Annotated in this window: 18 protein-coding genes; 12 read left to right on the top strand and 6 right to left on the bottom strand. The window is 62.8% G+C overall.

The genetic code is table 11. The annotated features are described in order from the left end of the window. Positions 1-165: 165 nt before the first annotated feature. The 3 genes from R2E40_RS09795 to R2E40_RS09785 all read left to right on the top strand — a co-directional run bounded on the left by R2E40_RS09795 (position 166) and on the right by R2E40_RS09785 (position 2,480). The gene (locus R2E40_RS09795; RefSeq protein WP_005300205.1) at positions 166-1,452 is read left to right on the top strand and encodes a citrate synthase; all 1,287 of its coding nucleotides are present in this window, start codon (positions 166-168) and stop codon (positions 1,450-1,452) included. Positions 1,453-1,546: 94 nt separating this feature from the next. Further along, a complete protein-coding gene (locus tag R2E40_RS09790) occupies positions 1,547-1,873 on the top strand; it encodes a DUF4377 domain-containing protein (RefSeq protein WP_318165330.1) in 327 nt (108 codons plus the stop codon). Between the two features lie 112 nt (positions 1,874-1,985). Next, positions 1,986-2,480 (top strand): N-acetyltransferase, encoded by a 495-nt coding sequence (locus tag R2E40_RS09785; RefSeq protein ID WP_318165329.1) that lies wholly within the window; start codon positions 1,986-1,988, stop codon positions 2,478-2,480. Between the two features lie 60 nt (positions 2,481-2,540). On the opposite strand, the gene fabB is transcribed toward R2E40_RS09785, so the two are convergent. Next, positions 2,541-3,752 carry a beta-ketoacyl-ACP synthase I gene (fabB, locus tag R2E40_RS09780; protein WP_016350500.1) on the bottom strand — a complete coding sequence of 404 codons (1,212 nt, stop codon included), beginning with the start codon at positions 3,750-3,752 and terminating at the stop codon, positions 2,541-2,543. Between the two features lie 90 nt (positions 3,753-3,842). On the opposite strand from fabB, the gene mnmC reads away from it, so the two are divergent. After that, positions 3,843-5,861, top strand: a complete 2,019-nt coding sequence (mnmC, locus tag R2E40_RS09775; RefSeq protein WP_318165328.1) for a bifunctional tRNA (5-methylaminomethyl-2-thiouridine)(34)-methyltransferase MnmD/FAD-dependent 5-carboxymethylaminomethyl-2-thiouridine(34) oxidoreductase MnmC — start codon at positions 3,843-3,845, stop codon at positions 5,859-5,861. 82 nt (positions 5,862-5,943) lie between these two features. Here the strand turns inward: mnmC and R2E40_RS09770 are convergent, their stop codons facing one another. Further along, positions 5,944-6,543 carry a DUF922 domain-containing Zn-dependent protease gene (locus tag R2E40_RS09770; RefSeq protein WP_162498574.1) on the bottom strand — a complete coding sequence of 200 codons (600 nt, stop codon included), beginning with the start codon at positions 6,541-6,543 and terminating at the stop codon, positions 5,944-5,946. Positions 6,544-6,878: 335 nt separating this feature from the next. On the opposite strand from R2E40_RS09770, the gene dcuC reads away from it, so the two are divergent. The 5 genes from dcuC to R2E40_RS09745 all read left to right on the top strand — a co-directional run bounded on the left by dcuC (position 6,879) and on the right by R2E40_RS09745 (position 13,349). Then, positions 6,879-8,231, top strand: coding sequence for an anaerobic C4-dicarboxylate transporter DcuC (gene dcuC / locus R2E40_RS09765; protein WP_318165327.1), 1,353 nt, complete (start codon positions 6,879-6,881; stop codon positions 8,229-8,231). A gap of 130 nt (positions 8,232-8,361) precedes the next feature. Next, positions 8,362-10,020 carry a bifunctional UDP-sugar hydrolase/5'-nucleotidase gene (locus R2E40_RS09760; protein WP_318165326.1) on the top strand — a complete coding sequence of 553 codons (1,659 nt, stop codon included), beginning with the start codon at positions 8,362-8,364 and terminating at the stop codon, positions 10,018-10,020. Positions 10,021-10,215: 195 nt separating this feature from the next. Continuing rightward, complete coding sequence (locus R2E40_RS09755) at positions 10,216-11,859, top strand: hypothetical protein (RefSeq protein WP_318165325.1); 1,644 nt, start codon at positions 10,216-10,218, stop codon at positions 11,857-11,859. 140 nt (positions 11,860-11,999) lie between these two features. Continuing rightward, positions 12,000-12,503: a M48 family metallopeptidase gene (locus R2E40_RS09750; RefSeq protein ID WP_011705787.1), complete on the top strand. Its 504-nt coding sequence runs from the start codon at positions 12,000-12,002 to the stop codon at positions 12,501-12,503. Positions 12,504-12,527: 24 nt separating this feature from the next. Beyond that, positions 12,528-13,349 carry a DUF2927 domain-containing protein gene (locus R2E40_RS09745; RefSeq protein WP_318165324.1) on the top strand — a complete coding sequence of 274 codons (822 nt, stop codon included), beginning with the start codon at positions 12,528-12,530 and terminating at the stop codon, positions 13,347-13,349. Positions 13,350-13,484: 135 nt separating this feature from the next. On the opposite strand, the gene R2E40_RS09740 is transcribed toward R2E40_RS09745, so the two are convergent. After that, positions 13,485-13,733 (bottom strand): DinI family protein, encoded by a 249-nt coding sequence (locus R2E40_RS09740; RefSeq protein ID WP_011705785.1) that lies wholly within the window; start codon positions 13,731-13,733, stop codon positions 13,485-13,487. Positions 13,734-13,988: 255 nt separating this feature from the next. On the opposite strand from R2E40_RS09740, the gene R2E40_RS09735 reads away from it, so the two are divergent. Next, entirely contained in the window at positions 13,989-14,258 is a 270-nt protein-coding gene (locus tag R2E40_RS09735; protein ID WP_201886267.1) for a type B 50S ribosomal protein L31, read from the top strand. Continuing rightward, positions 14,255-14,380 (top strand): type B 50S ribosomal protein L36, encoded by a 126-nt coding sequence (gene ykgO, locus R2E40_RS09730; protein ID WP_005300174.1) that lies wholly within the window; start codon positions 14,255-14,257, stop codon positions 14,378-14,380. Before R2E40_RS09735 ends, ykgO begins: the two co-directional genes overlap by 4 nt. Positions 14,381-14,430: 50 nt before the next feature. Here ykgO and R2E40_RS09725 read toward each other — a convergent pair whose 3' ends face one another. Beyond that, positions 14,431-15,297, bottom strand: a complete 867-nt coding sequence (locus R2E40_RS09725) for a pirin family protein (RefSeq protein WP_318165323.1) — start codon at positions 15,295-15,297, stop codon at positions 14,431-14,433. Positions 15,298-15,420: 123 nt separating this feature from the next. On the opposite strand from R2E40_RS09725, the gene R2E40_RS09720 reads away from it, so the two are divergent. Next, complete coding sequence (locus R2E40_RS09720; protein ID WP_318165322.1) at positions 15,421-16,326, top strand: LysR family transcriptional regulator; 906 nt, start codon at positions 15,421-15,423, stop codon at positions 16,324-16,326. A 93-nt stretch (positions 16,327-16,419) separates the two neighbouring features. On the opposite strand, the gene araC is transcribed toward R2E40_RS09720, so the two are convergent. Both araC and araH read right to left on the bottom strand, forming a co-directional pair. Next, on the bottom strand, positions 16,420-17,331 hold the full coding sequence (gene araC / locus R2E40_RS09715; RefSeq protein ID WP_372587768.1) for an arabinose operon transcriptional regulator AraC: 912 nt from the start codon (positions 17,329-17,331) through the stop codon (positions 16,420-16,422). Between the two features lie 144 nt (positions 17,332-17,475). Then, positions 17,476-18,477 carry an L-arabinose ABC transporter permease AraH gene (gene araH / locus R2E40_RS09710; RefSeq protein WP_029303215.1) on the bottom strand — a complete coding sequence of 334 codons (1,002 nt, stop codon included), beginning with the start codon at positions 18,475-18,477 and terminating at the stop codon, positions 17,476-17,478. Between the last annotated feature and the right edge of the window lie 37 nt (positions 18,478-18,514).

The raw sequence follows: 18,514 nt of genomic DNA, 5'->3' as shown, positions 1-18,514 counted from the left end.
ACAAATCATTAATGATCATCCAGCAAAATTGACAACAGCCCTGAACTCTGTTTCAAATAAGGCGCTCCAGCCGCCCTGGTACGGGTCAGAACCTTTGCCAGCGTCATCAAACTCGTAATAAAGTAGAGCTGGAATCAAATTATAAAAGAGCAAAGGAGACGTGCTATGGCTGATAAGATAGCCACCCTACATCTGCCCGGTAAAGACCCGGTAGAACTCCCGATCCTGTCAGGAACTGTCGGACCCGACGTGATCGATGTCAGAAAACTGGGCGCGCAAGGGTACTTCACCTTCGACCCCGGTTTTATGGCAACCGGTTCTTGCAAATCATCCATTACGTACATAGATGGCGATCAAGGTGTCTTGCTGCACCGTGGTTACCCCATCGCCCAGTTGGCCACCCAGGCCAGCTATCTGGAAGTCTGCTACATCCTGCTGTACGGCGAGGCGCCCACCAAGGCGCAGTACACGGAATTCGAACGTCTGGTCACCCGCCACACCATGGTGCACGAGCAGATTGCCTTCTTCTTCCGCGGCTTCCGTCGCGACGCTCACCCCATGGCCGTCATGTGCGGCGTGGTCAGTGCGCTCTCCGCCTTCTATCACGATGCCCTCGACATCAACAACGAAGAGCACCGTGAGATCTGCGCCTTCCGTCTGCTCTCCAAGATGCCGACCCTGGCCGCCATGTGCTACAAGTACTCCATCGGTCAGCCGTTCATGCAGCCGCGTAACGCCCTCTCCTATGCCGGCAACTTCCTGCACATGATGTTTGGCGTGCCAACCGAAGAGTACAAGGTCAACCCCATCGTCGAACGCGCCATGGACCGCATCTTCACCCTGCATGCGGACCACGAGCAGAACGCCTCCACCTCCACCGTGCGTCTGGCCGGCTCCTCCGGCGCCAACCCGTTTGCCTGTATCGCCGCGGGGATCGCCTCCCTATGGGGACCGGCCCACGGCGGTGCCAACGAAGCCTGCCTCAAGATGCTTGAGGAGATCGGCTCCGTTGACCGCATCCCTGAGTACATCGCCAAGGCCAAGGACAAGAACGATCCGTTCCGTCTGATGGGCTTCGGCCACCGGGTCTACAAGAACCACGACCCCCGTGCCACCGTGATGCGCGAAACCTGTCACGAGGTACTGACCGAGCTGCAGATCAAGGATCCGCTGCTGGACGTGGCCATGGAGCTGGAGCGCATCGCGCTCTCCGACCCCTACTTCATCGAGAAGAAGCTCTACCCGAACGTGGACTTCTACTCCGGCATCATCATGAAGGCCATCGGCATCCCCATGTCCATGTTCACCGTGATCTTCGCCATCTCCCGTACCATCGGCTGGATTGCCCACTGGAACGAAATGCACTCGGATCCGGATCAGAAGATCGGCCGTCCGCGTCAGCTCTATACCGGTCAGCCGCAGCGCGAGTTCACCCCGCTCGACCAGCGTTGAGTCACGGGTTTCGGATTTTTTGTTACAAAGGCGGTCATTGACCGCCTTTTTATTTGCCGCTCTAATGCCCCCCTTTCCATCGAAGGAGTTCATCATGAGACCACTGTTCCTCAGCGCCGGTGCCGCCCTGCTGCTCAGCGCCTGTCAAAGCGCTCCCACGCCAACCGCAGGCGAGACCCTCTACGTCAACAGCCAGCTGGTACACTGCGTCGGCGTCGGCCCCATGCAGTGCATGCAGGTGCGCAGTGACGAGCAGCAACCCTGGACCCTGTTTTATCAGCAAATTGAAGGCTTTCAATTTGAGCCCGGCTACCGCTATCAGCTGACCGTCAGCAAGCAGCAGCTCACCGATGTGCCAGCAGATGCCCCTTCCCTGCGCTACCAGCTCATCAAGGTCGTCAGCAAACAGGCGGCGCGCTGATCAAAAAAGGCATCATTTGGAGATGTTTGTTCAGTTCATGACCCGGTTCTGGTACGCTGGTTGACGAATCCATTGTTTAATCAGCGTTTTCGGGCAGCCATGCCCTACCACTATGATCAAGATCCGCACGACCCGGGCCAACGACTGGCCCGCCATCATGGCCATTCAGGACGAGTGTTATCACCAGCTGGATCCTGAGCCCATCGAAGTCATGAGCAACAAGGCCGAACTGGCCCCCGCCTGCTGCTGGGTGGCCGAACATCAGGGCCAGGTGCTGGGCTACCTGCTCTGCCACCCCTGGCGCGCCCACCAGCCACCGCCTCTCTCCGTCCCCATTCAGCGCCTGGCCGGCAACGACGAGTTCTATCTGCACGATCTTGCCGTCTCACGGCAGGCCCGCGGCAAGGGCATAGGGCAGCAGCTGCTCGCCACCGCCCTTGCGTTTGCCGCAGACGAAGGGTTTGAGCACGCCGGTCTGGTGGCGGTGCAGGATGCGCCGGCCTTCTGGCGCAAGCAGGGCTTCCAGCCGGCCAGTACCCGCAAGTCCCTCACCGAATATGGCGAGGGTGCGACCTACATGCGACTGCCACTGCCGCAACGGGGCTGACGAGCACCCAATGAAAAAGGCGCCTTGCGGCGCCTTTTTTTTCGACTCATGGTGGGCTCATCAAGCCTTGAACTTGCTGAACACCAAGGAGGCGTTGGTCCCGCCAAAGCCGAAGCTGTTGGACATGACGGTATTGAGATCCGCCTCTTCGTACGCGCGCACGATGGGCAGGCCTTCGGCCTTCTCGTCCAGGGTCTCGATGTTGATGCTGGGGGCGATGAAGCCGTGTTCCATCATCAGCAGGGAGTAGACGGCCTCGTGCACGCCGGCAGCACCCAGGGCATGACCGGTCATGGCCTTGGTGGCGGAGAGCTTGGGCGCATTGCTGCCAAACAGCGTCTGGATCGCTTCCAGCTCCTTGGTGTCACCGACCGGGGTGGAGGTACCGTGGGTGTTGATGTAATCCACCTTGCCGACCCCCTGCATCGCCATCTTCATGCAACGCACCGCGCCTTCACCGCTCGGCGCGACCATGTCATAGCCATCGGAGGTGGCACCGTAACCGGTGATCTCGGCATAAATGTGGGCACCACGGGCCAGGGCGTGTTCCAGCTCCTCGACCACCAGGATGCCGCCGCCACCGGAGATGACGAAACCGTCGCGATCCGCATCATAGGTACGAGAGGCTTTTTCCGGGGTGTCGTTGTACTTGGTGGACAGGGCGCCCATGGCATCGAACTGGATGGTGGAAGACCAGTCCAGCTCCTCGCCGCCGCCGGCGAAGACGATGTCCTGCTTGCCGAGCTGGATCAGTTCCAGAGCGTGACCGATGCAGTGGGCAGAGGTGGCGCAGGCGGAGCTGATGGTGTAGTTGACACCCTTGATCTTGAACGGGGTGGCCAGGCAGGCGGAGGTGGTGGAGGACATGGTGCGCGGCACCATGTAGGGGCCCACACGCTTGACCCCCTTCTCACGGGCGATATCCGCAGACTCGGAGGTGTTCTTGCCGGAGGCGCCACCGGAGCCGGTCACGATACCGGAACGCTCGTTGGACACCATCTCTTCCGGCAAACCGGCGTCTTCGATGGCCTGTTGCATGGAGAGATAGGCATAAGCCGCCGCATCGCCCATGAAACGCATGACTTTACGGTCGATCAGTTCAGACGGGTCGAGTTTGATGTTACCCCAGACACGGCTGCGCAGGTTGTACTGTTCGAACTGCTCGGAATAGGTGATGCCAGATTTGCCTGCTTTCAGGGAGGCCAGCACTTCTTCCTTGTTGTTGCCGATACTGGAGATGACGCCGATACCGGTGATCACTGCTCTTCTCATTAATTCATCTCGTCTGGAAAAACTGGCGCCAAGTCTACCCGCTTTCGGCTGCCAAACTGGTCTGCTTTCACGTAGAATGCCCGCGATTTTGTGACGCGAGCAGAGGAAAACGTGAGTCAAACATCCTTACATCATGCCCGATTGGACTGGAATGAAGCGGGAACTCCAGTCTCCAGTGAGTTCGGGGATGTGTACTTTTCCAATGATAACGGTCTAAGTGAAACCCGCTACGTCTTTTTGCAGCAAAATCGGCTGCCAGCGCGATTTTCGCATCACGATAGTGACATTTTCGTGATAGGTGAGACAGGTTTCGGCACAGGTCTTAACTTTCTGGCGACAATGGCCGCCTTTCTGGAACAGGCGCCCCAATCCGGCAACGGTGCCCGCCTCCACTTCATCAGTTTCGAAAAATACCCGCTGACCCGGGAGGATCTGCGCAAGGCGCTGGCCGCCTGGCCCGAGCTTGCCACCTTCAGCCAGCCCCTCATCGAGCAGTGGCCGCTGCCCGTCGCAGGCTGTCATCGGCTGCTCTTTGCCGGCGGCCGGATCCGGCTCGACCTCTGGTTTGGCGACATCAAGGAGATGCTGCCCCAGGTGCCCCACCCGGCAGACGGGCTGGTGGACACCTGGTATCTGGATGGCTTCTCCCCTGCCAAAAATCCCGAGATGTGGACGCAAGAGTTGTTCGACGGCCTGGCCCGCCTCGCGCGTCCCCACGCCACCATCGCCACCTTTACCTGTGCCGGCTTCGTGCGCCGTGGCCTGATTGCCGCCGGTTTTGCCATGCAGAAGGTGAAAGGACACGGCAGCAAGCGGGAGATGCTGGCCGGGGAGCGCGCAGAGAAACAGCCACAGCAGACCATCGCCCCCTGGTATGCCAGACCTGCTGGCCGCGCGGGAGAGGTGCTGATCATCGGTGGCGGCATCGCCTCGGCCATGACCGCGCTCTCCTTGGTGGAGCGGGGCCGCAGGGTGACGCTCTTGTGCCAGGATGGCGAGCCGGCGACCGGCGCCTCCGGCAATCGGCAGGGAGCCCTCTACCCGCTGCTCAACGGCGAGCACGATGCCCTGTCGCGCTTCTATTCCCTGGCCTTCGGCTTTGCCAGAAGCCGACTGCTGTCCCTGGCCGAGCGCCACCCCGTCGCCTTCTCGCTGTGCGGCGTCACCCAGCTCGGCTATGACGACAAATCCGCCGCCAAGCTGGCCAAGATGGCACAAGGCCCCTTCCCGCCCGAACTGATGCAGGTACTTTCCGAGCCGGAGGTTGAGCAAGTGGTCGGCCTGCCCTGCGGTCACGGTGGCGTCAGCTATCCGCAGGGGGGCTGGCTCTGCCCGGCGGATCTCACCCGCGCCGCCATCAAGGAGGCGCAGGCCCGCGGGTTGCTTGAGGTGGCGTTCAATACCGAGGTTGTCGCCATGGCCGAACAGACCGATGGCTGGCAGGTCGAGAGTCGTGACGGGCGCCGCTGGCAAGCCCCCAATCTGGTGGTGGCTGCCGGCCATCAGTTGCCTGCGCTCATTCCCTTTGCCGAGCTGCCGCTCTACCCGGTGCGCGGCCAGGTGAGCCATGTACCGACCTCGGCGAGCTTGAGCAAGCTCAACACCGTGCTCTGTTACGATGGCTACCTCACCCCGGCCCACCACGATCACCACTGCATCGGGGCCAGCTATGGTCGCAATCAGACCGACCCCGGGTTTCGCGCCGACGAGCAGGCCCAGAACCAGGCGCGACTGCAAGCCTGCCTGCCACAGCAGAGCTGGCCCGCCGAGGTGGATGTGAGTGGCAATCAGGCCCGGGTCGGCGTGCGCAGTGCCAGCCGGGATCACCTGCCGGTGGTGGGGCCAGTCGCCAGCTTGGCCAACCTGGCAGATCACTACGCCGGACTGCAGGGCTATCAGCAGAATGCGGCGCCGTTGCCGCTGCATCCCGGCCTCTATGTGCTGGGGGCGCTCGGCTCGCGGGGACTCTGCTCGGCGCCCCTTTGCGGCGAGCTGCTGGCCAGCGAGATCTGCGGCGATCCGCTGCCGCTGGCGGCCGATCTGCTGGAGGCGCTCCACCCGGCCCGCTACTGGGTGCGCAAGCTGCTCAAGGGCAAACCGCTCCAGTGAGCGCCCAAGTGCTCGGCAAGGCGCAACAACAAAAAGGGCTCCCCAGCGGGAGCCCTTTTTGTTCGCTCAAATCCTGTCGGGCTCAGATGCCCTTTGGCCAGTTAAGCCCCAGCTTGCGGCCGTGATCGGTCTGCTGCTGCAACTGGCTGAAACGCTGGCGCGAGCTGGCCAACACCCCCTGCCCCCGCTGCCAGGCCTGATATTCCAGCGCGGCGCAGTCGCGCTCCACCGGCAGCTGTGCCAGCTGGATGCCGAGCTGGCTGACGCTCTCCAGCAAGATATCCTTGTGGCGGCTCTCGTAATCGAACATGGCAGCCACCAGCTTGTCCCACTTCTGGCGCTCGGCGGCGGAGGCCCTGGCCTTGTCCATCCAGTTTGGCACCATCACCTTGATCCGGGTGGTGACCCTGACCTGCTCCAGCTCGCAGCGCTGCGCCTCGGGACGGGTCTGCAACTGCCAGGAGAGTTGGTAACTGGCCATGCCGATGTGGCCGTTGGCCCGGGCTGTACCCGCGTTGGTCATCTGGCGCGCCAGGCTCGCCACGTCCGGCCCGGAAACCCGATAAAACTGAAAGTCGACCTTGATGTCAGGCACCGCCTTGATACCGGTGTAATGGGAACTCTCGGCCCCGGCCGTGGCGGCGAACAACATCAATGCCACCATGAAAACTTTGCTGACCATTCCCATCTCTGCTGCCTTGACCTCGTTGCTGGCGGGGTTGTTATTTTAATTAATAATCAACGCATTAATACTCGAAGCAGGAGATTAACCGCGATCCCCGCGACTGTCACCTACTCCCGTCACAAAGCCTAAGTGTCAGGTTGACAAGTCGCAACCCCGCACCGCCATTGATTTGCAAGCAAGATCACAAGTGATGCGCAACATCATGGTGAGATACCCCTTATTGGATAATAATCGCCGAGTTTTATGTCGATACATTTCGGGATTGGCCAGATTAACCTCCAAGTTGACGCCAGGAATGCATCCACCTTCATTCGTACTCAGGAACTCACTCTATGATGGAACTCCTTATCGGCACCCTGGTCACCCTGGCTGTGGGTCGCTACATCTTCAAGGGCTACTCGGCCACCGGGGTGCTGCTCAGCGGCGGCTTGCTGCTGCTGGCGATCACCGCCCTGATGGGCAAAGCGGTGCTGCCCACCAGCGTCACCTCCACCGGCCACGTGGCCACCGACATCTTTGAATACGTGCGCTTCCTGCTGGTGGATCGGGGCGGTGGCCTCGGCATGCTGATCATGGTGCTGTGCGGCTTCGCCGGCTACATGAGCCACATCGGCGCCAACACCATTTTGGTGAAGCTGGCCAGCAAGCCTCTTGGCATCATCAAGTCTCCCTACATCCTGCTGGTTGCCGCCTATCTAGTGGCCTGCGCCATGTCGCTGGCGGTGAGCTCCGCCACCGGCCTCGGCGTACTCTTGATGGCCACCCTGTTCCCGCTGATGGTCAACATGGGGATCTCCCGTGGCGCCGCGGCGGCGGTATGTGCCTCGCCGGCCGCCATCATCCTGGCCCCCACCTCCGGGGACGTAGTGATGGCCGCCCAGGCCGCCAACATGGAGCTGCTCGATTTTGCCTTCAAGCTGACCCTGCCCATCTCGCTGGTGGCCATCGCCGCCATGGCGGTGACCCACTTCTTCTGGCAGCGTTATCTGGATCAGAAGGCCGGCGAGCACAACGAGGCGGTCGCCCCGAGCGATCTCATCACCGATGCCCCCGGCTTCTACGCCATCCTGCCCTTTACCCCCATCATCGGGGTGCTGCTGTTTGACGGCAAACTCGGGCCCAAGCTCGACATCGTCACCATCATCGTCATCTGCCTGGTGTTGGCCGCCCTGCTGGAGCTGGCCCGCAAACGCAACGGCAAAGAGCTGCTGGACGGGCTGCAGGTATGCTGGCGCAGCATGGCCGATGCCTTCGCCGGCGTAGTGATGCTGCTGGTGGGTGCCGGGGTGTTTGCCCAGGGCCTGATGGGGCTCGGCTTCATCGCAAACCTCCTGGATCTGGCCCAGAGCTTTGGTACCGGCGGCATCGTCATCATGCTGATGCTGGTGGTCATCACCACCCTGGCCGCCTTCACCACGGGTTCCGGCAACGCCCCCTTCTATGCCTTCGTGGAGCTTATTCCCCATCTCGCCACCAGCCTCGGCGTCAACCCCGCCTACCTGGTGATCCCCATGCTGCAGGCCTCCAACTTGGGCCGCACCATCTCGCCGGTTTCCGGGGTGGTGGTCGCCTGTGCGGGGATGGGCAACCTCTCTCCGTTTGAAGTGGTCAAGCGCACCTCGGTGCCGGTCGCGGTCGGCCTGCTGGTGGTGATCCTCGCCACCCAGATCATGGTGCCCGCCTAAATTGGCCGGGGCTCCCTGAGCGGCTGCCCCGCCTCTCCCCCGCTCTACCAGCCCGGCCTGCCGCCGGGCTAGTATCTCCCCCCGCCATTGGAGTAGACTCGGTGCTCTTTTTTCTCTAAGGAGGACCGAGATGAGTATTACGGTTCAACTTGCCCACTTCAGTGACTGCCACTCCCATTTCGATGGCGCCCCCATGCGCTTCGCCCCCGCAGGCGAGTCCGAGTGGCGCACCCAGTGTGGTGGCTACGCCCGCATCCTGACCCGGCTCAACGCCTTGCGCCGACAAGCCGACGCGGTGGGCCAGACCTGCCTGTTCCTGCACGGCGGTGACACCTTCCAGGGCTCGCTCTATTTCAACCGCTTCAAGGGGCGGGCCAACGCCGACCTGCTGAGCCTGCTGCGACCGGACGCCATGGTGATCGGCAATCACGAGTTCGATCTGGGCAACGGGCCGCTGGTGGAATTTTTGCGCCAGCTCGACTTTCCGGTGCTGGCCGCCAACCTCGACAGCAGCCAGGAGCCCGCCGATGCCCCGCTGCGGCTGCGCGGCCTGCCCCAGTTGTATGACGCTAGCCGTCCCTGGCACCGGCGCAACATCGACGGCGTGCCCTTCGCCCTGCTCGGCATCACGCTGCCGCAGATGGCGGCCATCGCCAGCCCCGATCCCCATACCCGCTTTCACGGCATCGAGCAGACCCTGAAGGCCGCGCTGGCAGAGATCAAGGCCGCCGGCATCCGCCACATCATACTGCTCAGCCACCTGGGGTTGGAGCAGGACAAACTGCTGGCCGAGCATTTCCCCGAGCTCAGCCTCATCATCGGTGGCCACACCCACAGCCAGCTGGGGGATCTGGCGCCGCTCGGTCTGGCGAGCGAGGGCCGCTATCCGCTGATGCGAAACAGCGTCGCCATCCTGCATGCCGCCCACAGCGCCCTCTGCCTCGGGGTGTGCGAGCTGACGTTTGACCAGCACGGCCGGGTTGCGCGCAGCCGTGGCCAGCTGGAGTGGCTGCCCTGGCAGCCCTGGCCGTTTGCCTCGACACCGCCGGCCGGGCTGCACTTTTGCGAGCCGGCGCCCGCACTCGAGCAACTGCTGGCCAAACGCTACCGGCCCGAGCTCGAGACCATGACCCAGCGCATCGTGACCCGCCTTGGCGGGCCGCTGCACCACCAACGACTGCCCGACGCCAGCCTGCCGGCCGGCAGCCAGGTGGCACCCCTGGTGGCCAGCGCCATGCTGGCCGGGGCCCGCGAGCAGGTCGGTCAGGTGGACTTCGCCCTGCACAATGCCGGCGGAGTGCGCTGTTCCCTCGAGCCCGGGCCGCTCAGCGAAGCGGACATCGCCGGCCGTCTGCTGCCCTTCGCCATCCCGCTCACCCTCTATCGGGTGCACGGCCATGAGCTGGCCGAGGCGCTGGAGGGGGCCATCGACAATGCCACCAACAACGGCGTGACGGGCAATGGCAGCGGCAGCTTCCCCTATACCGCCGGCGTGCGCTTCTGTTATCAGGCGGACCAGCCCAAGGGGCACCGGATCACCCGGCTGGAGTGGGAGCGCGCCCCCGGCCAGTGGCAGCCGGTCGAGGCCGACGCCATCTATCGGGGGGTTTCCAGCGCCTACACCGCCTCCGGCAAGGAGGGCTACACCGCGCTGGCCCGCACCCTAACCCAGCACAACCAGGAGCTCGGCATCACCCTGGCGGATGCCTTCATCCGTTGGGCCCGCTATCTGCCCGAGCTCGCCGCTGCGCCGGCACTGGTGGCGTATCAGGGGCCATCCACCCGGTAAGGATCTGCCGGGCCCCTTGGCGGTGGCCCGCCAGGTCGCTTTAGCCGGTTTTGTCAGAAAACGTGCCGCTTTCATGCCGTAAAGCGGCACTTTTACAAATTATTTCAAGCACATTCCCCTCGCCCATTGCATCGTGCTGTCAGGCTCGGCAAGATAGGCCCGCTTTCGAGACTTCCCAGCAAGAACAGGTCACCCATGAATCATGCCATCCGTTTTACCCCTCCTCGCGTCAACCCGGGCCTGCGGCCGCTGGTGATCCTGCTCACCGGCTTGCTGGCCTTGCTGTTCTGTCTGCGCAACCCGCTGTTCCACGGCATGGCGCCAGGCTTTGACGCCTCGCTGTTTGCGGTGATGGGCAAGATGTGGAGCGAAGGGGGCGTGCTTTACCGGGACATGATCGACATCAAGGGCCCCATGATCTTCGCCCTCGACGCCCTCGGCTACAGCCTCGGCGGCTTCTTCGGGATCTGGCTGCTGGAGTGGGCACTCTGCTGGCTGGGGCTGCTGGCCAGCTGGCAGGCGTTCGGCCAGCTCGGCCTCTCGCTGCGGGCCCGGCTCGGCAGCATGCTGGCGGTGCTGGCGCTCTACGGCACCCGCTACTACTACGGCAACATGACCGAGGACTGGACGTTCCATCTGGCCCTCATCGCCCAGTGGGCCTTCATCACCATGCTGCTGGACAAGCGCTGCAGCTGGGGACCGGCGCTGGTGGCCGCGCTCACCTTTGCCATCGTCGCCTGGATGCGCACCAACAACGGCGCCTTCTGGGGTGCCTGGTATCTGGTGCTGTTCTGCCACTGGTGCCTGCGCGAGCAGTGGCGCTGCGCCCTCTCCCTGCTCTGCTCCAGCCTGCTGGGACTGGCACTGGTTGGCGGCCCGCTGCTGGCCTACTTCCAGCATCACAACCTGCTGGCCGAATTCAAATACTACGCCTTCGACATCTTCTTCGAGGGGAGCTACGGCAACGGCTTCTCGCCGGATGTGGGCAGCGTCGGCCTGCTGCGCACCGGCCTCATCATGCTGTTGCCCGCCTTCATCGTGCTGATGATGGGACGCCGCCAGGAGTGGTATCTGCCGGCCCTGTGCGCCACCCTGTTTGGGGTCATCTTCACCCTGATCGCCAACTCGGTCTCCGGCCACGTGTTCGATCACTACGATGTGCTCTATCTGCCGCTGGCCCTGCTGCCGCTCGCCTGCCTGCTGGATCGCAGCGAACAGCAGGCCGATGGCCTCGGCCTGCTCTGCATCTCGCTGGTGGTGCTGACCGCCAGCTGGCTGCTGGCCCAGCAGCTCGGTTACGGCTGGAGCACCAAGGAGTGGTCGTTGGAACGGGTACGTGAAGTACTCGGCAATAGCCTGTTGTGGGCCCTGCCGGTGCTCATCCTGGTGCCCCTGTGGCGCGCCTGGGATGTGCGCAGCGCCACCCCCTGGCTCGCCTCGCTCGCCATGCTGGCCCTGCTGCTCAACAACGCCTGGGAAGGCACCCTGAAGGGCACACCGTTCAACCCGCCGGCCCAGGTACGGGTCGATCGGATCAAGGCCGAGACCAGCCCCACCGACAAGATCTGGGTGGACGGCATCCAGCCGCAGTATTACCTGTGGACCGACCGCCAGCCGGCCTCCGCCTACCTGTTCTTTGCCAACGTCAACCCACCCTACGACGTGCGTGAACGGGTGCTGGCCGACCTCAAGCGCCAGAGTCCCAAGTTCATCATCGCCAAGCCGGATCGGGTGGCCGATGAGCTCAAAAAGCCCAGCTCCCCCTCCAGCCTCGCCTTCTACCAATATCTGGTGAGCCAGTATGAAGAGGTGGATCCTGGCCTCTATCGCAGACGCTGAGCCCCCTTGAGCGAACAGGGCCGTCATCCCGCGATGACGGCCCTTTTCGTTGCGCCAACGCAGGCAAGGCCCGAAACGGTAGGCAAGCGGCGACGCGCTGACTACAATGGCGCTCTTTTGATATGACGAGTAATGCAGACATGGCGGAACTGACCTACCTCGGTGGCTACCCCGAGCCCCTCAAGGCCCAGGTGCAACAGCTGATCGCGGCGGGCAAGCTGGGGGACGTGCTGGCCAAGCGTTATCCAGAGACCCACCTCATCCAGAGTGACAAGGCGCTGCTCGCCTACACCATGGAGCTGAAGAACCGCTACCTGAAAAGCTCAGCACCGCTTTCCAAGGTGATCTTCGACGGCAAGATCAACGTGATCAAGGATGCCCTCGGCCTGCACACCTATGTGAGCCGGGTGCAGGGCAGCAAGCTCAAGGCCAAGAACGAGATCCGCATCGCCGCCCTGTTCAAGGAGGCCCACCCGGCCTTCCTGAAGATGATCGTGGTGCACGAGCTGGCCCACCTGAAGGAGAAGGATCACAACAAGGGCTTTTATCAGCTCTGTCAGCATATGGAGCCCGACTATCATCAACTGGAGTTTGATCTGCGGCTCTGGCTCACCTGGCGCGATCTCGAACGGGCCACGCGCTGATCCCGACTGTTTCAAGGAGGAGACATGACTTCATTGCGCCGTTACCTTGCCGTGTGCCATTCAGGCCGCTGCCGACCGCTCGGCCGCTGGCTGGTGGCGCTCCTGTTGCTGAGCCCCTGGCTGCAGGCCGCCGAGCGTTGGCAGAGCGATGCCTATCTCACCGAGAGTTTCTTCGAAGTCGCCATGAAGCGGGAGTACGGCCACGAACAGAACGTGCACTTCTCCCGCTGGGAACAGCCCATCCGGCTCAAGCTGGTCAACGAATTTGGCGACAAGGCGCTGCAAAGCGAGGTGGTCAGAGTACAGAGCCAGCATCTGGCCGGCATCATAGGTCGCCCCATCGTCCTGGTCAGCGAGCGGCCCAACATCACCCTGATCATGACCGAACGCGCCAAGATGGCGAGCTGGGCCAAGCGCACCATGGGGCAGGATGCCTCCGTCAAGACCGCGCTCAAGGAGGGGCTCTGCATGGCCAACTTCACCACCAATACCCGCCGCGAGATGGCCCGCGCCACCATCATCATTCCGGTGGATTACAGCCGGGCCAAGGGGCGCTTTCTCGACTGCGTGGTGGAGGAGCTCACCCAGGTGATGGGGTTGCCCAACGATTCGGACAAGGTGTTCCCCTCCATCTTCAACGACAACAGCATCGACAGCTTCCCGACCGGGCTCGATTACGTTCTGCTCAAGCTTGCCTATCACCCGGCCCTGCAGGCCGGCATGACGGCCAGCGAAGTGCGGGCCGCCCTGCCCGTCGCCCTCAAGGCTCTGCGCGCCAGCGGCGACATTGCCCAGGCCGATCAGCGGGTACAGGTCAACAGCCTCAAACGCTGGGCCGGGCTTTGACGATTGAGGAGTAAAGGCTGAGTGCTGACGCACGATCAGCTCGGGAGCTCATCCCAGCAGCAACAAAAAACGCAGCCGTGGGCTGCGTTTTTTGTTCGGCAAGAGAGGCGCTAGATAAAATCCCGGCCACCAGGCTCAGGAGGCAACACTCTCCGGCATCCAGCTGTCGGCATTCTCCCATACCTCCTGCACCATGGCTTCAGCCAGCTCCTTGTCCTCCTTGCTGGCGCGGCTGACCGTCAGTGCCATGGCGCTACCGGGGGCGACCCGCACATGCAGGTCGGGAAACTTCTCGCCCAGTTGCTTGAGCAGCTCCTGACGCAGCGCCTCCATGGTCGAGGTGGGCACCTGATGTTTTTTGTCGATGATGATTTCCAGACGCATAGGATACTTCTCCATGATTTATAACTGTATTTTTATACAGTAAAAATCAAAAGTAAAGCCCATCATCAACCTCTTGTTGCCAACCCTGCTGCAACATCACCAAACCCCGCCGGTTACTCTGCTTGCCGGGGAGGCAGAACCTCGTTCGGCGTATCACCCCATCACCACACAAGACAAAAAATTGTTGATATCTATTCTCAACAAAGGCATGATTTATTTGTTATGTTATAACAATCAAATTATGAGGCCAGCATCATGCGTCCCGACATTCACCCCGAGTACCGTCAGGTTCTGTTCCACGACCTGACCGCCAACACCTATTTTCTGGTGGGCTCCACCCTCAAGACCGATCGCTCCAAGCTGTGGGAAGACGGCAACACCTACCCCTATGTGACGCTGGATGTCTCCAGTGCGTCACACCCTTTCTATACCGGCAAGCAGAAGCAGGTGAGCAAGGAAGGTCAGGTCGCCCGTTTCGGCCAGCGTTTCGGTCAGTTCTTCAACAAAGGAAAAGCGCAGTCATGAAAGTCCTCTCTTCCCTCAAATCCGCCAAGTCACGCCACCCCGATTGCCAGATTGTCCGCCGCCGCGGCAAGCTGTTCGTGATCTGCAAGAGCAACCCCAGGTTCAAGGCCCGTCAGCGCTGATCCGCAGCCTCATAAAAACAAGGCCCTCATGGGAGGGCCTTGTCCATTTATCACTCCGGCATCATGCCGAATCTGCCGCTGTTGAAGTCATCGATGGCCTGCACTATCTCCTCATGGCTGTTCATCACGAAGGGCCCGTGACCCACGATGGGCTCCTCGATGGGCTCGCCGCTCAGCAGCAGCACAGTGGCGTCGCTGTTTGCCTCGATCAGCACCTGCCGCCCTGCCCGGTCCAGCACCACCATCTGCGCCTCCCGGGCGATGGCACTGCCGTTGACCTGCACGATCCCCTTGAGCACGATGAGCGCACCGGTCCAGCCTTCGGGCAACTCGAGTGTGCTGACACTGCCCTGCACCAGACGCAGATCCCAGACATGCAGCGGGCTGAAGGTATGGGCCGGGCCACGGATCCCCTCAAACTCGCCGGCGATGACCCGCACCGACCCCGCGTCGCTGGCCAGTGCCACCGTCGGAATGTCGCCCGCCAGGATGGGCTGGTAACCGGGTGGCGTCATCTTGTGCCGGCTCGGCAGATTCACCCACAGCTGCACCATCTCGAGCTCACCGCCCGACTCGCTGAAGGCCGGGGCATGAAATTCCTCGTGCAGGATACCGGCACCGGCGGTCATCCACTGCACATCGCCCGGGCCTATCACGCCGCCCTGACCGGTCGAATCCCGGTGCGCCACTTCGCCCTTGTAGACGATGGTCACCGTCTCGAAACCGCGATGGGGATGTTCACCCACCCCGCGCGGCCGGCTGGTCGGCGAAAAGTTGGCCGGGCCGGCATAGTCGAGCAGCAGGAAGGGGCTCAGCTGCTTGCCGTGGCTGTTGTAGGAGAAGAGAGAGCGGACGGGAAAGCCGTCGCCTACCCAGTGAGGACGGGGGGCGCTGTAAACGCCGAGGATCTTTTTCATCTGTCGCTCCTGACATATCCGGTGGAATTGAACACTGGAGACAGCATAGTTTCGAGACGAACAGGTGGGTAGACTGCTAAATTGGGCATCAGCGTCCTATTTTCGGAACGATGAGAGCACCCTATGCAGGATCTGAACGATCTCTACTATTTCGTCCAAGTGGTGGATCACGGCGGCTTTGCCCCCGCTGGGCGCGCCATTGGCATGCCCAAATCCCGCCTCAGCCGCCGGATAGCGCAGCTCGAAGAGCGGCTCGGCGTGCGGCTGCTCCAGCGCTCGACCCGTCAGTTTGCGGTGACCGAGCTGGGCCGCACCTACTACGAACACTGCAAGGCGATGCTGGTTGAGGCCGAGGCGGCGCAGGCCGCCATCGAGATGATCCGGGCCGAGCCCTGCGGGCTGATCCGCATGAGCTGCCCCATCGCCCTGCTGCACACCCATATCGGCCCCATGCTGGCGGATTTCATGGCCCGTCACCCGCAGATCAGGGTCGAGCTGGAAGGGACCAATCGGCGGGTCGACCCCATCGCCGAAGGGGTCGATGTGGCCATCCGGGTCAGGCCAGCGCCGCTGCAGGACAGCGAGCTGGTGATCCGGATACTGGCGCAGCGTCGCCAGTGCCTGGTGGCCAGCCCGGCACTCGTCGCACAGCAGGGCTTGCCCACCGCGCCGGCGGATCTGCACGGCTGGCCCAGCATGGGGCTGGGGGCGCCGCGGCAGCACTACCTCTGGTCGCTGTTCGGGCCGCAGGGGGCGCATGCCGACCTCACCCACCAGCCCCGCTTCGTCACCACCGACATGGTGGCGCTGCGCAGTGCGGCGCTTGCCGGGGTCGGGGTGGTGCAGTTGCCGCTGTTGATGGTGCAGGAGCAGCTGACCGCCGCCACCCTGGTCAAGGTAGTGCCTGCCTGGGAGCCGAAGCCCGAACTCATCCACGCCGTGTTCCCCTCCCGGCGCGGCCTGCTCCCCTCGGTGCGAGCCCTCATCGACTATCTGGTGGAGCGTTTCGCCGCTATCGACGAGGAGTGATGAAGTAAGCAGCGGCCCCTGCCCCAGGCAACCACCCCATCATGGGGTGACCACTGATGGAACAGGATGGGCCGCGGCCTCAGGCAAGAAGGATCACAGTGGGGTGGCGCACTTGCGGTATTCGGTGGGGCTCACCCCCACCCGCTTTCGAAACACCCGCGAGAAGTAGAGCTGATCGTCATAGCCCACCTGCTGGCCGATGGTGGCCACCGACAGCGGTGTGGTCTGCAGCAGCAGCTTGGCCCGCATGATCCGCTGATCCTCGCGCCAGCGCACTATGCTCACCCCCACCTGCTCGCGAAACAGGTGGGCCAGCCGTGACGGGGACAAGAACACCTGCTCGGCCAGCGCCTCCACCGAGATCTCGGCGCAGAGCGACTCGCTTAAGATCTGGCACGCCTGGTGAACTCTATGGTCGATGGCGGGATAGGCATCCAGGGAGGAGGCTTCGTAGCAGCGAATGAGCAGCCGCTCCAGCAGGTTCATCGCCAGCTGCTCCGACATGGGTCGCAGCTGCTGGTGGGTCTCCTCGATGTCGAGGAACAGGGCATCGAACTCGGCGAGCAAGGCGGCGTCCGCCAGTTGCAATCGCCCCACCCGCTCCGTCACCTGCGGCCACTTGAGCCAGTCGGCCCAATAGGCCCGCGGCCGGAAATAGACCCAGCGGTGGTACCACGCTTGCGCATCTGGCGCCCGACCGTAATGGTGCACCGCCGCCGGCGGAAACAACAGCAGGTCGCCGGGCTCCACGGTGAAGGCCTGCTCCCCCTGAAAGATCTGCCCCTTGCCCCTGATGGTCAGATTGACGATGAAGCCCTTCATCCCCTGGGGCCGGTCGATGATGAAGTCGAGCGCACTCCCCTGCTCGATGGGGGTCATGCCCGAGACCAGGAAGACGTCGAAGGCGTAGCCCGGCAGCAGGGGGTTGAGTTGTTTCGGCTTCTCTTTTTGTATCGAGGACATGGCGGAAAACAGCGCTTGGGTAAAAAAATCGGCTTGGGCCATTGTAAAGACTCACCTTGGGAACGCGCTATCCGGCGCGCGGCGCCGTGTGAAATTGGTGAACTGGCTCACAACGGGATGTGTCGTGCGCCATGGGGTAACCCTCGGCAGGCCCGCAGCACGCGGGCCTGCACCGGTTGGACAGGATCAGATGCGCGCCTTGCGCACCTGCTTGTAGCGGTCGAACAGCACGGCGGCGAGCAGGATGAGGCCACGCACCACGTACTGGGCAAACGGGGAGATGTTGAGCAGGTTCATGGCGTTCTCCATCAGCCCCAGGATCAGCACCCCGGCGATGATGTAGGAGATCTTGCCAATCCCCCCCTTCATGGAGACGCCCCCCAGTACGCAGGCGGAGATCACCACCAGCTCGAAGCCGATGGAGGTCATCGGCTGGCCCGAGGTCATGCGCGAGGCGAGTATGATGCCGGCGATGGAGGCAATCAGCCCGGTCATGGTGAAGATGATGATCTTGGTGCGCACCACGTTGACCCCGGCCAGACGCGCCGCCTCCTCATTGCCCCCCATGGCCAGGGTGTTGCGACCGAAGGTGGTCTTGTTAAGCAGCAGGCCGAACAGCACGAAGCAGACGGCGGTCAGCCAGACCGGGGTCGGGATGCCGAGCAGGGCGGAGTTGCCGAGCTCGAAGAAACGTTCCTCGACGATGCCCACCGCTTTGCCGTCGGAGATGATGTAGCCCACCCCGCGCGCCATCTGCATGGTGGCGAGGGTGGTGATGAGGGCGTTGATCTTGAATTTGGCCACGACGATGCCGTTGATGAGGCCAAACAGCACTCCCACCGACATGCCGGCCAGGATGCCGACCGTGATGCTCTCGGTGGCGTTGATGCCCACCGCGCAGGCGACGCCGGAGCAGGCCACCACGGAGCCCACCGACATGTCGAACTCGCCGGAGGCGAGGCAGAACAGCATGCCGCAGGCCACCATGCCCGACATGGAGACGGCGAGCCCGAGCCCGCGCATGTTGATCAGGCTGGCGAAGTTGGGCACCAGCACGCAGGCTAGCAGGAACAGGATGGCGAAGATCACCAGCATGCCGTATTGATCCCAGACGCGGGCCAGTTGCAGGCGGGAGCCGCTGGCCGTCGCGGCGCTGGCGGCCTGGCCGACTGAGGTAGTAGTTGTCATGGTATTTCTCCTGAAAATTCCGGGTGCTATCTCGTTG

Origin of the sequence: Aeromonas sp. CD, from assembly GCF_033349375.1 — a bacterium.
Lineage (GTDB): Bacteria > Pseudomonadota > Gammaproteobacteria > Enterobacterales > Aeromonadaceae > Aeromonas > Aeromonas hydrophila.
Note: the sequence above shows the minus strand (reverse complement) of the source record. Positions and strands in the feature narration are given on the sequence as shown.

Bases quoted from the DNA above. Each gene is read 5' to 3' on its own strand.
- R2E40_RS09770 (WP_162498574.1), bottom strand. From the start codon at position 6,543: ATGGTCAGCAAAGTTTTCATGGTGGCATTGATGTTGTTCGCCGCCACG.
- R2E40_RS09720 (WP_318165322.1), top strand. From the start codon at position 15,421: ATGCAGGATCTGAACGATCTCTACTATTTCGTCCAAGTGGTGGATCAC.
- araC (WP_372587768.1), bottom strand. From the start codon at position 17,331: ATGGCCCAAGCCGATTTTTTTACCCAAGCGCTGTTTTCCGCCATGTCC.
- fabB (WP_016350500.1), bottom strand. From the start codon at position 3,752: ATGAGAAGAGCAGTGATCACCGGTATCGGCGTCATCTCCAGTATCGGC.
- dcuC (WP_318165327.1), top strand. From the start codon at position 6,879: ATGATGGAACTCCTTATCGGCACCCTGGTCACCCTGGCTGTGGGTCGC.
- ykgO (WP_005300174.1), top strand. From the start codon at position 14,255: ATGAAAGTCCTCTCTTCCCTCAAATCCGCCAAGTCACGCCACCCCGAT.
- R2E40_RS09740 (WP_011705785.1), bottom strand. From the start codon at position 13,733: ATGCGTCTGGAAATCATCATCGACAAAAAACATCAGGTGCCCACCTCG.
- R2E40_RS09735 (WP_201886267.1), top strand. From the start codon at position 13,989: ATGCGTCCCGACATTCACCCCGAGTACCGTCAGGTTCTGTTCCACGAC.
- R2E40_RS09785 (WP_318165329.1), top strand. From the start codon at position 1,986: ATGATCAAGATCCGCACGACCCGGGCCAACGACTGGCCCGCCATCATG.
- araH (WP_029303215.1), bottom strand. From the start codon at position 18,477: ATGACAACTACTACCTCAGTCGGCCAGGCCGCCAGCGCCGCGACGGCC.
- R2E40_RS09745 (WP_318165324.1), top strand. From the start codon at position 12,528: ATGACTTCATTGCGCCGTTACCTTGCCGTGTGCCATTCAGGCCGCTGC.
- R2E40_RS09750 (WP_011705787.1), top strand. From the start codon at position 12,000: ATGGCGGAACTGACCTACCTCGGTGGCTACCCCGAGCCCCTCAAGGCC.
- R2E40_RS09790 (WP_318165330.1), top strand. From the start codon at position 1,547: ATGAGACCACTGTTCCTCAGCGCCGGTGCCGCCCTGCTGCTCAGCGCC.
- R2E40_RS09755 (WP_318165325.1), top strand. From the start codon at position 10,216: ATGAATCATGCCATCCGTTTTACCCCTCCTCGCGTCAACCCGGGCCTG.
- R2E40_RS09760 (WP_318165326.1), top strand. From the start codon at position 8,362: ATGAGTATTACGGTTCAACTTGCCCACTTCAGTGACTGCCACTCCCAT.
- R2E40_RS09795 (WP_005300205.1), top strand. From the start codon at position 166: ATGGCTGATAAGATAGCCACCCTACATCTGCCCGGTAAAGACCCGGTA.
- R2E40_RS09725 (WP_318165323.1), bottom strand. From the start codon at position 15,297: ATGAAAAAGATCCTCGGCGTTTACAGCGCCCCCCGTCCTCACTGGGTA.